Origin of the sequence: Pseudomonas khavaziana (assembly GCF_036704165.1) — a bacterium.
Taxonomy (GTDB): Bacteria; Pseudomonadota; Gammaproteobacteria; order Pseudomonadales; family Pseudomonadaceae; genus Aquipseudomonas; species Aquipseudomonas khavaziana.
This window is the reverse complement of the sequence record NZ_CP129946.1, coordinates 1,719,222-1,731,757: the sequence shown is the minus strand read 5'-3', so window position 1 is coordinate 1,731,757 and position 12,536 is coordinate 1,719,222. Positions and strand designations below refer to the sequence as shown.

The 12,536-nt window shown below is 61.2% G+C and carries 10 protein-coding genes; 6 read left to right on the top strand and 4 right to left on the bottom strand.

Going from position 1 to position 12,536, the window contains the following annotated elements:
• Positions 1–80: 80 nt before the first annotated feature.
• The 3 genes from QYQ93_RS07575 to dinG form a co-directional block, all read right to left on the bottom strand.
• Entirely contained in the window at positions 81–1,226 is a 1,146-nt protein-coding gene (locus QYQ93_RS07575) for an EstA family serine hydrolase (protein WP_043051581.1), read from the bottom strand.
• A gap of 81 nt (positions 1,227–1,307) precedes the next feature.
• A complete protein-coding gene (locus QYQ93_RS07570) occupies positions 1,308–3,605 on the bottom strand; it encodes a beta-galactosidase (RefSeq protein ID WP_338476640.1) in 2,298 nt (765 codons plus the stop codon).
• Positions 3,606–3,693: 88 nt separating this feature from the next.
• Positions 3,694–5,838 (bottom strand): ATP-dependent DNA helicase DinG, encoded by a 2,145-nt coding sequence (gene dinG / locus QYQ93_RS07565; protein WP_014717263.1) that lies wholly within the window; start codon positions 5,836–5,838, stop codon positions 3,694–3,696.
• Between the two features lie 99 nt (positions 5,839–5,937).
• On the opposite strand from dinG, the gene QYQ93_RS07560 reads away from it, so the two are divergent.
• A complete protein-coding gene (locus tag QYQ93_RS07560) occupies positions 5,938–6,402 on the top strand; it encodes a CopD family protein (RefSeq protein WP_043051578.1) in 465 nt (154 codons plus the stop codon).
• A gap of 639 nt (positions 6,403–7,041) precedes the next feature.
• On the opposite strand, the gene QYQ93_RS07555 is transcribed toward QYQ93_RS07560, so the two are convergent.
• Complete coding sequence (locus tag QYQ93_RS07555) at positions 7,042–7,800, bottom strand: hypothetical protein (protein ID WP_043049653.1); 759 nt, start codon at positions 7,798–7,800, stop codon at positions 7,042–7,044.
• 188 nt (positions 7,801–7,988) lie between these two features.
• Between QYQ93_RS07555 and QYQ93_RS07550 the strand changes: the two genes are divergently transcribed.
• From QYQ93_RS07550 to QYQ93_RS07530, 5 genes are all read left to right on the top strand, one after another.
• Positions 7,989–8,486 carry a DUF6231 family protein gene (locus tag QYQ93_RS07550; protein WP_124411693.1) on the top strand — a complete coding sequence of 166 codons (498 nt, stop codon included), beginning with the start codon at positions 7,989–7,991 and terminating at the stop codon, positions 8,484–8,486.
• A gap of 4 nt (positions 8,487–8,490) precedes the next feature.
• Complete coding sequence (locus QYQ93_RS07545; protein WP_124399641.1) at positions 8,491–8,961, top strand: YchJ family protein; 471 nt, start codon at positions 8,491–8,493, stop codon at positions 8,959–8,961.
• 21 nt (positions 8,962–8,982) lie between these two features.
• Positions 8,983–9,465 (top strand): LEA type 2 family protein, encoded by a 483-nt coding sequence (locus QYQ93_RS07540; protein WP_124399640.1) that lies wholly within the window; start codon positions 8,983–8,985, stop codon positions 9,463–9,465.
• Complete coding sequence (locus tag QYQ93_RS07535; protein ID WP_043049649.1) at positions 9,462–9,662, top strand: SEC-C metal-binding domain-containing protein; 201 nt, start codon at positions 9,462–9,464, stop codon at positions 9,660–9,662. Before QYQ93_RS07540 ends, QYQ93_RS07535 begins: the two co-directional genes overlap by 4 nt.
• A gap of 233 nt (positions 9,663–9,895) precedes the next feature.
• Positions 9,896–12,337 (top strand): penicillin acylase family protein, encoded by a 2,442-nt coding sequence (locus QYQ93_RS07530; RefSeq protein WP_338476639.1) that lies wholly within the window; start codon positions 9,896–9,898, stop codon positions 12,335–12,337.
• Positions 12,338–12,536: the final 199 nt, after the last annotated feature.

Here is a 12,536-nt window from a genome sequence, read left to right as displayed (position 1 = left end):
AACATTCAAGTTACAACGTGTCGTTCAGCATCTTTCTTATACTTGCCTTTGTAACAAAAAATTGTGAAACAGCAAGGGGTTTATAGACAACCGGCCAATATTCCGACCAACTTCTGTGCACGCGGGTCCATAAGTACGTAAGGGCCCAGGGTATTAGTCACAAAACCGAATGCGACATCATGTTCAGGGTCGGCAAATCCGACTGAGCCGCCTGCCCCGGGATGCCCGAATGCGCGTGGCCCCAGGCCGAACGTGGCATTGGACAACTGCGGTTGATCCAACATGCAGCCCAGGCCGAAACGGGTTTGGGTCAATAAGGTTTTATCCAGCCCGATACTGTGTTCACGGGTCAATTGTTCGAGCATGTCGCTTTCCAGCAAACTACCGTCCAACAATCCGCTATAAAACCCGGCCAGGCTGCGTGCATTACCGTGACCATTAGCCGCGGGCTGCTGCATGCGTCGCCATTCAGGCTTGTTAGTGCTGGTCAGAATAGACGGTGGATTGGCAAATGCACGTGTGGTCATTGCCGCAGGTTCGCGCATCATTACTTGAAGTAACCGTTGTGCCGCTTCATCGCCCATATTGCCTTTACTGCGAGCTATGTGGGCAACACGATAAAACTCTTCATCCGCCAGGCCCACATGAAAATCCAGCCCCAAGGGCCGTGCGACCCGCGCCACGATGGACTCCCCCGGCCCGCGCCCATCGGCACGGCGCAGCAATTCGCCGACCAGCCAACCATAGGTAATCGCCTCATAGCCATGCCCCTCGCCCGGTGTCCACCAGGGAGCCTCGGCCGCCAGGGTATCGACCATCAATTGCCAGTCGTAGAGGGCTTCGGTGGGCAGCATTTCGCGGATGGCCGGCAGCCCGGCCTGGTGACAGAGCAACTGGCGCAGCGTAATCGCTTCCTTGCCCGCCGCGGCAAATTCCGGCCAGTAATCGGCCACAGGCGCATCGAGCTTGAGCTTACCTTCGGCCACCAGCTGCAGGGCGGTAACGGCCGTGAAGGTCTTGGTGCAGGAGAACAGGTTAACGATAGTGTCGCTGTGCCAGGCTTCGGCCCCGTCCTTGTCGGCAGTACCGGCCCACAGGTCGACGACGGTTTGCCCGCCGATCTGGATGCACAACCCGGCACCACGCTCCTGGGGGTCATCGAACAGCGCGGCGAAGGCTTCGCGTACCGCTTCGAACTGGAGCTCGTAATGACCCTGAATCTGCACCTAAGCCGCCTTGAAAATACTGTAGGAAATGGTCGACATTGTTCCAGTCATTGTCGGTTTTGTGAACCCGTCAACGATGAATCAATGGCCATTTCCAGAGTGCCCACCGGCCTGCCCGGCGCCCTGCCCCGCGCCTTTGCCCGCTTGGGCTGATCGGCCACCTTCGTGCTCACGCACGGCACCGGCCGCCTTGGCTTTTTCGGCTGCCTTGCCCAATTGGTCGACTGCCGCAAGATTGCTTTTACGGACGCTGTCGACGAAGCCCTGGAACGGCACATCGGTGATACCGACAAGGCCGAAGTGGCCGTTTTCGCCATCCAGCAGACGCCCGGTCACCGGCTGGTCGAGGTACTGGAACCAGTGCACGCCGACAATCGACGGCTCGGCCATGGCCTGCTTGAGAAAAGCGCTGTAAGCGGCGCCGCGGTCTTCTTCGCGGGCCAGTTGCGTCACGCCGCCCCAGAACGGGCCACGGTCGGCGGAGCCAAAGTTGAATTCGGTGATCAGTACCGGTTTGTCCAATGCGCGCAGGGCGCCAAAGTCATAACCGTCCTGGGGCTTGAGGGTATACATGTTGAAGCTCAACACGTCGCAATACTGTGCGCACGACGCCACCGCTTCCGGGGTGCTCACTGCAAAACGGCCGCCCAGCAACAGCTGGTTGGGCGCATGCCACTTCAGCGAGTCAGAGAGGGTCTTGAAGTAGGCATCGGCAAACGTTTTCTGGAAATACTTGAAGTCGGCTTCGATTTCCGGGTGCTCCGGGTTGGGCATCGGTGGCTCGAAGCCTGGATCTTCCATCAGCTCCCAGCCCGCCAAATGAATGCCCCAGGCTTTGGACAGGCCTTCTTCGTTGCGGTATTTATCGCGCAGTTGCTTGAGGAAGGCGCGCTTGGCCGGCACATCGGTAGTCATGCGCAAGGTGCCGTAGGCCAGGGCGTAGCGGGACTTTGGATCGTCGCCGGGGCCGGCCCAGGCCAGCTCGTTGTCGGCAAAGAAGCCGATCAACCACGGGTCATCGCGGTGATCGCGCGCAGCGATGGCCACGGCGCGTTCGGTGGCCATGGCAAAGCGTGGGTCGAACGGGTCGGGCATGCCGCCCCACCAGTCGGTGCCGGTGCTGATGCTGGCATAGTCACCCACAATCGACAGCGGCAAGGTGTACGGCACGCGGTCGGCCGTGGCCAGGTCCGCATCGCTCCAGTTGCCCACAGTGTTGAAACCCCAGGCTTGCAGGCGGTCGAGGGTGTGGGTAACCCAGCGCTTCTGGTCCAGACCTTCACCGCCATAAGTGCGTTGCAGGTTGGCGCCATAGAAGTCGTACCAGCGGCCCGAGCCAAAGCCACGTCCTTCGCCGGCACCGTTGCCGCTGCGGTTGTCGCCGCTGCCGTAATACTTGTCGAATGGTTCGCCGGCCTTGGGCAGCGCCGCGAACATCCATTCACGCCCCGCCACGTAGGTCTGGCTGTTGTCCGGTGCCACGGTGTTGACGCCCAGGGAATAGAACGGATGGCCGTCGGGCGTCACCAGGTACCAGCGGCCGTCGCGTTTCTCGGTGCGGAAAAAGCCGCTGGCGTCGAATGCCGGGCCTTTGTTCCAGCCGCCATATGGGTCCAGGGAGGATTTGTCTCGCTCGGCCAGCCAGGTCTTGAGCTGCTGCTGCTCCTTGGCGACCAAAGCCTTGAGCTGGTCATCGCTGCTGACCTTTTCCGGCCAGCGCGTACGTGTCGACTGCCCATAAGCGTCGACCAATTCGCTGTAGGCGGCTTTCAACACCGGCTCGCTGTCCTGCACGCCGAAGCGCTCCAGCAGGATGCTTTGGGCCGCGTTGGGCTTGATCATCGACAGGGTCACCGAGACCACTTGGCTGCGGTCGATTTCTCCGGCGCTGGCGGCCAGCAACACCCGCTGGCCGTCCACGGTGATAGGCATCGGCGGGCCGGCCTTCATGCCCTGGCTCAGTGGCGAGTTGGCTTGCAGCGGCACCAAGAGGGTCTGGGCCGGGCCGGCCGGCAGGTCGACGCGGCTGACCAGGGTCTTGCCGTCGGCGCTCTGCACCTTGATGTAGAGGGTCAGCGCCCAGTTCATGGCGCTTTGGATACGCAGGCTCATGGCGCTGGATTGCGACCAGTCCCAAGCGCCGGTTTGCGGGCTGAGCACCAGGCTCGGCTCGGCCGCCGGGTTGAAGGTGATGCGGCGCAGCACCTCGCCTTCGGGCGTTTGTTCGGCGTTGTATTGCGGCAGGCTGGCGTCCTGGGTCGCCACCTTGACCACATCGGCAGGCCTGACGAAGTTGAACAGCGTTTGTTGCCCGGCAGGCGCGGCCATCAACGGCGCAGCGAACAGCAAGGCAAACAGGGCGGGCAGCGTGCGAATCATACGAACAAGGTTCTCCCAGACGGCCGATGAATGGCCCGATGATAGTAATGAGATAGACCACGAAGTGGGCGAATTCGCCCACGGTGGCTTAAGAAATTTCGCGCCTGAACGGCGGCAACGCATTGAGGATAGCCTTGCCATAGCGCTGGGTGACCAGGCGTCGGTCGAGCAAGGTGATGGTGCCCCGGTCTTCCTCGGTACGCAGCAAGCGCCCGCAGGCCTGCACCAGCTTCAGTGAAGCATCCGGCACCGAGATTTCCATGAACGGGTTGCCGCCCCGGGCTTCGATCCATTCGGCCAGCGCGGCCTCAACCGGATCATCGGGCACCGAGAACGGGATCTTGGCGATCACCACGTGTTCGCAGTAGGCCCCGGGCAAGTCCACGCCTTCGGCAAAACTCGCCAGGCCGAAGAGCACGCTGGAATCACCACCATCGACCCGCGCCTTGTGCTTGTTCAGGGTTTCCTGCTTGGACAGGTTGCCCTGGATAAACACCTGCTTGCGCCAGTCGCGGTCAAGGCCATCGAACACGTCCTGCATCTGTTTGCGCGACGAGAACAGCACCAGGGTGCCGCGGGAGCCTTCCACCAACGACGGCAGGTCGCGAATGATCGCCGCCGTATGCGCCGCTGCATCCCGAGGATCGGCCTTGAGGTCCGGCACCCGCAGCACACCGGCGTCGGCATGATGGAACGGGCTCGGCACCACGGCGGTAACAGCCTTTTTCGGCAGGCCGGCGCGCATGCGGAAGCGGTCGAAGGTGCCCAGGGCGGTCAGCGTGGCCGAGGTCACCAGGCAGCCGTAGGCCACGTTCCACAGGTTGCGGCGCAGCATTTCGGCGGCCAGGATCGGGCTGGCGTTAACCTCGATATCGAACAGCGCACCGCTTTCCGACAGGGTCAGCCAACGGGCCATCGGCGGGTTGTCTTCCGGGTCTTCGACGGTGAAGGCGGTCCACAGCTCCCAGTTGCCCTGTGAGCGGGACAGCAGACTGCCGAACAATGGGTACCATTCTTCGGCCTGGTTGCTGGCGATGCCGATATTGACCTCGCCATCCATGCCTTCCTTGAGCAAGTCGGTCAGACGGGTGAACAGGTCAGTCAGGCGTGAAAAGCCCTTTTTCAACTCGATGCCCATTTCGCGCATATGCTCGGGAATCATCCCACCGACAAAGCGATGGCGCGGGCGCTCACGGCCCTCGACGTCTTCACCGGGCTTGAAGTCTGCGACCTGTTCGCAGGCGCTGAACATGAACTGCTGCTGGGTCTTGATCTCGCGCGCCAGTTCCGGCACCTGCTCGATCAGCTTGCCAAGGTCACCGGGCAGCGGATGCTGGGCCAGCAACTTGGTAAGGTTCTTGGCGGTGGTTTCCAGCCAGTCGGCGGTGGAACGCAGGCGTGTGTAATGGGCGAAGTGGCCGATGGCCTTGTCCGGCAGGTGGTGACCTTCGTCGAATACGTAAAGGGTGTCGCGCGGATCGGGCAGCACGGCGCCGCCGCCCAGGGCCAGGTCGGCCAGCACCATGTCGTGATTGGTGACGATCACGTCGACCTTGCCCATGCCTTCGCGCGCCTTGTAGAAGGCGCATTGCCCGAAGTTGGGGCAATGGCGGTTGGTGCACTGGCTGTGGTCGGTGGTCAGGCGCGCCCAATCGGAGTCTTCCAGGGCGGTGGGCCAGCTGTCGCGGTCGCCGTCCCATTTATTACCGGCCAGTTTCTCGATCATGCTGGTAAACAGCTTCTGGCTGGCTTCATCGACTTCGATCTTGAAGCCTTCTTCCTCGAACAGCGACGCCGTGGCGGTTTGCGCGTGGCCTTCCTGCAGCAGGACGTCGAGCTTGGACAGGCACATGTAGCGGCCACGCCCCTTGGCCAGGGCGAAGGTAAAGCTCAAGCCGCTGTTGCGCATCAGGTCGGGCAGGTCTTTGTAGACAATCTGCTCTTGCAGGGCGACGGTGGCCGTGGCAATCACCAGGCGCTTGCCGGCGGCCTTGGCGGTGGGGATCGCGGCGAGGCTGTAGGCCACGGTCTTGCCGGTACCGGTGCCGGCCTCGACGGCCACGACCGCGGGCTCACCCTCGCGGCGACCTTCGTCGTCGGTGTCGATATCCCCGAGGACTTTTGCCACTTCGGCGATCATCAGGCGTTGGCCGTAGCGCGGTTTCAAGCTCTTGGCTTCGAGAAAACGCGAATAGGCGCCCTGGATCGTGGTTTTGAGTTCAGTGCTGATCATGGATAGTCGGGCGCAAAAAACGCTGGATAAATTTTCAGTGGTTCGGATCGGCCGCTATCATACCCCGCTAATTAATCCCGCGCAGAACGGAGTACCACAATGACCGCGTTTAGCTTCGCTTACACCCTGCATGTACTGGCTGCCCTGATCTGGGTCGGCGGTATGTTTTTCGCCTGGATGATCCTGCGCCCCGCCGCCATGGCGGCCCTTGAGGGCCCTGCCCGGCTCAAGCTGTGGGCGAATGTGTTTCAACGTTTTTTCGTATGGGTATGGGTGACAGTGCTGGTTTTGCCGATCAGCGGCATAGGCCTTTTGCACCTGCGCTTCAACGGATTTGAGACAGCACCGCGCTATGTGCAGGTGATGATGGGTTTGTATCTGGTGATGACGGCGCTGTTTATCCGCATCCAGGCGTTGAAGTTCCCGGAGCTTCGCAAGGCGGTGGCCGCTGAGGATTGGCCGGCGGGCGCGGCTGCGCTGGGGCAGATTCGCAGGTTGGTGGGAATTAATTTGATCGTGGGGTTGGTAGTGGTGGCGATCGCTTCGGCTCGGCCGATGTTCTGAGGCGCGCTTATATCGCTATCGGGGCGTAGGTATCTACACAACTCACGATGCGAAGCGAGCCGCTCTTGATCTTGATCTGCTTTTGATCTCAGGCGCCCCGTTAAACCACGCTGGCCGGAGTTCGACAGGGATTTGGGGGGTAAACCGGCAGGGATGCCGGTTTAGCCGCCCCGCGCCATGGATGGCGCGTGGCGGCGGCCCCCCAAATCCATGGCGGATTACGGGCACACCGAGCCTAAGCGAGGTGCCGAGTGGTGGGGCAAGAGCGTTTGGTTACTTTGCGCTTTTCAAAGTGACCCGCTGTAAAAGCCAGCCCTTTCAAGGTCTTTGGAAAAAGCCCCAAAACATGATCGTTTTTTGACCAAAAGAGATGCTGGCTGAGCCAAATTCAACTCGTTTATTTCTTAATTTCAGCCTGGAATTGGCGTAGGACGCGATTTAGGCAAAGACCTTGAAAGGGCTGGCTGTAAAAGCGGAACCAATAGTGGCCGTTGCCCAAATAACGGATATGTACTCGGTCTGATCCAACACTCTGGTCGGCTGTCAGGCCGCCATCGGGAGCAAGCCCCCTCCCACATTTGGAATGCATTCCAAAATGTGGGAGAGGGCTTGCTCCCGATAGGGGTCAGACCAGGCGACTCAAAGCCGCTGAATAGTCACAGAGCCTGCAGGCCCAGCCGGCCCCGGCTGCCCTTCCAACCCGGCCCGGCCCTTGTCGCCGCCATCAGCACGGTACACCAGGCACCCCTTCGACTGCCCCCCCTTCCCGGGTTTGCCCGCTATACCGGCCAAACCGCCGGCGCCACCATCAACCCAGACCTTGATCTTGTCGCCGGGAAAGTCTTGCGGCAGCTCCAACCGCACACTCGCCCCCGAAGCACCCGGCAGACCGTCGCCGCCGTTATCACCGTTGGCCCCGCGCCCAGCCGAACCCCAGGTACATCCCGGGTCCTCGCCGTTGGCACCATCGAGCCCCGCATACCCTTGGGCACCGGCACCGCCGCGGGCGTCCACGGACAATTCTTCAGCACTAAGGTCGTTGATCCGCAAGATCAGGTCACGCCCGGCCTTGGCCGGTTTTTCATGGGTGCCGGGGGCCCCGCGTGAAGTGATCTGGCTACCGTGCTCCAGTTGCGCCTGGCGCACTTGCATTTGCAACGCAGTATTGCCGGGGACAATGGCGATGCGTGCGTCGCGCCCCAGGTGCAGCTCATCCACCGTGACCTGGCTGATGGTGGACGGAATCAGCAAAGTGCCGTAGTCCGCCACCTCCAGGCGCTCCAGTTGCAGCACGCTGGTGCTGCTGGGCAGGCGCATCAACGAGTTGGTTTCGACACTGACGCTCTGGGCCAGGGCAACGGGGCTGACCAACAGGGCCAACAGAAAAACCTTACGCATCATGGGGCTCCTGAGTGTTTTCAAATTTTTCTTTGAGCGCACAGTAACGACTTCTACCGGCGATTTGCCAGTGAAGGATCAAAAAACTTACGCAGATACGGTACAAGCCCTCTTGCCCTTGACCGCAATGTCCTAGGCTCCCACGTCCAGCCGCGCTAGTCTCTACGGTCCTGATGTGAGGATCTGCAATGACCGCTGGCATTTCTACCCGTACACCCCAGCAAGCCCTGGCTGCCCTGCTCGACCTGCACCAACCCAAACGCCTGCTGTTAGTGGGCACCAGCCAGTTTCCGGCGCTGGAGGCATTTAAAACGGCGCACCCTGATGTGCACGTCAGTGTCGCGGCACCTGGGCCACTGCCGGCTGAACTGGCAACGCAGCGTTTCGATCTGGCACTGGTAGTCGATTGCCTTGAACACTTGCCCAAGCCCCAAGGTCTCACGCTTCTGGGCGGTATTAGAAACCTCAATGCCAGCCGGATCGCGGTGCTGGTCGACTTGGGCGCCTGCGACTGGAAGGAAACCGATTTCTTCTCCCTGGCCCTTCAAGCCGGCGAACGCTTCCAGCGTGATGAGCAGGTCCTGACGCTGTTTACCTATGATCTGCTTGACTATAAACAGGTGCCGGACTGGCTCAACGCCCGCTTCTGGGCCAACCCGGAAAACTTCGGAAAGTATTGGTGGTAACCCGATGAGTACATCCATTTGCCCGTGCGGCAGCGGCAATCTGCTGGATGCCTGCTGCGGCCACTATCACGCCGGCCACCCGGCACCCTGCGCGAGCGCATTGATGCGCTCGCGCTACAGCGCCTACGTGCTGGGCCTGGTCGATTACCTGGTAGCCACTACCCTGCCCGCCCAACAGGCCGGACTGGACCGCGAAGCCATTGCCGCCTGGAGCGCCCAGAGCACCTGGCTGGGCCTTGAGGTGGAAAGCTCAGAAGTGTTCGGCGGCCAGCCGGAACACGCCTTCGTCACCTTTACGGCACGCTGGCATGACAGCACCGGTGAGCACAGCCACCGCGAACAATCTTCTTTCGTACAGCATGATGGGCGCTGGTACTTCATTGATCCGACAGTGGACGTGACGCTCGGACGTAATGATGTATGTTTGTGTGGCAGTGGTCAGAAATTCAAGAAGTGTTGCTCCAGCTACCTCTAATCACTTGAAAGGGATAACGCCATGCTTCGGATGTACAGCTTGATGCTGGCGTTGACCCTGGGCCTCACCGGCTGCGCGTCCTGGTTCGAAGACGATTCGCCCCCGCCCCACGTGTCCCTGGTCAAGGTCGAAGTGGTGCGGGCCAAGCTGCTGGAGCAGAAGTTCAAGCTGTACTTTCGCGTAGACAACCGCGACGACGCCGACCTGACGGTGCGTGGCCTGGTCTATAAGATCAGCCTGGGCAACCTGCTGCTGACCGAGGGCGAGTCCAACGAATGGCTGACCGTACCGCCGCGCAGTCATAAGTTCTTCCGGGTTTCGGTACGCACCAACCTCTGGCCGCAGGTGCGTGACGTGGTGCAGATGCTGAAAAATTCCGACACGCCTGTGCCTTATCGCCTGGAAGGCGAGTTGAAAACCGGATTATTCATCGGTAATGACGTGCAGGTCGCGCACAATGGCGAGATAATCCCCGGCGATTTTATTCCGGAGCAACATCGATGACTCAGCAACCCCATGTCCATGGTCCTGACTGCAACCACGAGCATGAGCACCATGATCACGACCACGGCCATGTCCATGGCCCGAACTGCGGCCACGCTCACCAGGAGCCCGTGCGCAATGCCTTGAAGGATGTGGGTCGCAACGATCCTTGCCCGTGCGGCAGTGCGAAGAAATTCAAAAAGTGCCATGGTGCATAAGCCACACTGAAGACCAAAATGTGGGAGGGGCAAGCCCTATATACCTGTAGGAGCGAGCTTGCTCGCGAAAAACCCATAGGCGCCGCGTTTATTCAGAAGACACGCGTTATCGTTAACGTTTTTCGCGAGCAAGCTCGCTCCTACAAGGCATTACACAACTCCCGCTTGCGTCGTTTCGCCGCGCTCACTAACGTAGCGCCTTTACTGACGCTACCCCCCGCAGGAGCTTTGCCATGGCCTCGCCAGCCCTCTTACACTTTATTCCCCGGTTCGGCGTTGCCGCGGCAGTGGCCAGTGCCTTGGGCCTGGCCGGTTGCCAGCTCCAGAGCACCCAGGACACCCTTCCCCCCGTTGCAGGCGTACAGCCGATCAAAGGCCTGGCACAAAATGTGTCGGTGCGCCGCAATGCCCAGGGCATGCCGCTGATCGAAAGCAACACCTTCCATGACGCACTGTTCAGCCTCGGATATGTGCACGCCAGCGATCGCATCACCCAGATGGTCACGCTGCGCCTGCTGGCCCAGGGTCGCCTGGCGGAAATGTCCGGGCCGCAAGTGTTGGATGTCGACCGTTTCATGCGTGCGGTCAACCTCAAGAAAAGCGCGGGCGAGTTGTACAACTCCTCGTCGCCGCGCCTCAAACGTTTCTTTGAGGTGTATGCCCGGGGCGTCAATGCCTACCTGTTCCGCTATCGCGACAAACTGCCGGCGGACCTGGCCCAGAGCGGCTACAAACCGGAGTACTGGAAGCCGGAAGATTCGGCGCTGCTGTTCTGCCTGCTGAATTTCAGTCAGTCGGGCAACTTGCAGGAAGAAATTTCGTCCCTGGTGCTGGCGCAAAAAGTCGGCATCGACAAACTCGCCTGGCTCACTCCGAGTGCGCCGGACGAAGCGATCCCGCAGGCCGAAGCCGACAAGCTCAAGGGCGTGAACCTGGGTCAGATCACCGGCCTCGCCGGCCTGGACACGGTCAGCCAGCAATTGAACAGCCTCAACGCGCTGGCGGTCACCACGTCCAGCAACTGGGCCATCGGGCCGCAACGCAGCCGCAGCGGCAAGAGCCTGTTGGCCAATGCTATCGCCGCCTGGCCGCAAGCGCCGTCACCGTGGAGCTACGTGCAGATTCGTGCACCGAAATACCAGGCCGTCGGGGCTTCAATCGCCGGCCTGCCGACCCTGCTGTCCGGCTTCAACGGCAAGGTTGCGTGGAGCATGAGCGCGGTCAAGGGCGACACCCAGGACCTGTTCCTGGAAAAGGTCAAGCGCCAGGGCAGCGCGTTGTACTACGAGAACAACGGCAAATGGCTACCGGCCGGCGTGCGTAACGAAACTTTCTTCATCAAGGGTCAGCGCTCGATTCGCGAGGTGGTGTACGAAACCCGCCACGGCGTACTGCTCAACAGCAGCCAGGCGCTTACCAGCGGGCTTGGCCTGGCTTTGCAAACCGCCGACTTCAAGGACGACAAGAGCCTGGACGCGTTCTTCGACCTGTCCCGTGCGCAGAACGCCGGCAAGGCGTCAGATGCCACCCGTGAGATCCGTGCCATCGCGTTGAACATGATCTTCGCCGACGCCAGCAACATCGGCTGGCAGGTCACCGGCCGCTTTCCCAACCGCCGCGAAGGCGAAGGCCTGTTGCCATCGCCTGGCTGGGATACGCGCTTTGACTGGGACGGCTACGCCGACGCAATGCTGCACCCCTACGACCAGGACCCGGCCCAAGGCTGGATCGGCACCGCCAACCAGCGTACTGCGCCGCGTGGCTACGGCATGCAGTTGTCCAACTCCTGGGACGCACCGGAACGTAGCGAGCGCCTGGCGCAACTGGCCAATGCCGGCAAGCATGACAGCCGCAGCCTGATCGCCATGCAGTACGACCAGACCACTACCTTCGCCGCCAAGCTCAAGGGCATGTTCCAGGCGCCAGGCATGGCCCAGCCGCTCAAGCAGGCCATCGACGCCCTCCCGGCGGCGGATCGCGCCAAGGCTCGCGAAGCACTGGACCGCCTGCTGGCCTTCGATGGCCGTCTTGCGCCTGCTTCGGCTGACGCGGCAATCTACGAGCTGTTCCTGCAGGAAAGTGCCAAACAGATCTTCCTCGACAAACTCGGCCCGCAGAACAGCCCCAGCTGGAACGCCTTCGTCAGCAACGCCAGCCTGTCCTACTCGGCCATCGCCGATCATTTGCTGGGGCGTGAAGACAGCCCGTTCTGGGACGACACGCGCACACCGCAAAAAGAGGACAAACCCGCGATCCTGGCCCGCACCCTCGCCGCCGCCATCAGCAACGGCGACAGCCAACTGGGCGCCGATCACAAGGCCTGGCAGTGGGGCAAGCTGCACAGCACCCGCTGGAAAAACACTCACGGCCAGGTTATCCGCGGCCCCTTTGCCAGCGGTGGCGACCACAACACCCTGAACCCGGCACCGTACAGCTGGGGCCAGGATTTCGACACCACCCAGGTGCCGGCGCTGCGCATGATCATCGACTTCGGCCTGGCGGAACCAATGCTGGGCCAGGGTGGCATCGGCCAATCAGGCAACCCGGCGAGCCCGAACTATGCCAACGGCATCGACCCATCGCTCAAGGCGCAATACCTGAGTTTCCCGATGCAGCCGCAGAACTTTGAAAAGGTGTATGGCAAGACCAGATTGACCCTGACGCCTGGCAAGTAACCCGGTTTTCCCAGCAGAAACCGAATCCAAATGTGGGAGGGGGCTTGCTCCCGATAGCGGTGTGACAGTCAACACATTCATTGACTGAAGTACTGCTATCGGGAGCAAGCCCCCTCCCACATTTGGATCCCATGCATTCAGATAGAACTTCTACACCCAGCCCCGCCTCATAACTAACAAGCCCATTGCCCACGGCAAC

Excerpts from the sequence above, each read along its gene's own strand:
- QYQ93_RS07570 (WP_338476640.1), bottom strand. The coding sequence starts at position 3,605 with ATGATTCGCACGCTGCCCGCCCTGTTTGCCTTGCTGTTCGCTGCGCCG.
- dinG (WP_014717263.1), bottom strand. The coding sequence starts at position 5,838 with ATGATCAGCACTGAACTCAAAACCACGATCCAGGGCGCCTATTCGCGT.
- QYQ93_RS07560 (WP_043051578.1), top strand. The coding sequence starts at position 5,938 with ATGACCGCGTTTAGCTTCGCTTACACCCTGCATGTACTGGCTGCCCTG.
- QYQ93_RS07555 (WP_043049653.1), bottom strand. The coding sequence starts at position 7,800 with ATGCGTAAGGTTTTTCTGTTGGCCCTGTTGGTCAGCCCCGTTGCCCTG.
- QYQ93_RS07550 (WP_124411693.1), top strand. The coding sequence starts at position 7,989 with ATGACCGCTGGCATTTCTACCCGTACACCCCAGCAAGCCCTGGCTGCC.
- QYQ93_RS07545 (WP_124399641.1), top strand. The coding sequence starts at position 8,491 with ATGAGTACATCCATTTGCCCGTGCGGCAGCGGCAATCTGCTGGATGCC.
- QYQ93_RS07540 (WP_124399640.1), top strand. The coding sequence starts at position 8,983 with ATGCTTCGGATGTACAGCTTGATGCTGGCGTTGACCCTGGGCCTCACC.
- QYQ93_RS07535 (WP_043049649.1), top strand. The coding sequence starts at position 9,462 with ATGACTCAGCAACCCCATGTCCATGGTCCTGACTGCAACCACGAGCAT.
- QYQ93_RS07530 (WP_338476639.1), top strand. The coding sequence starts at position 9,896 with ATGGCCTCGCCAGCCCTCTTACACTTTATTCCCCGGTTCGGCGTTGCC.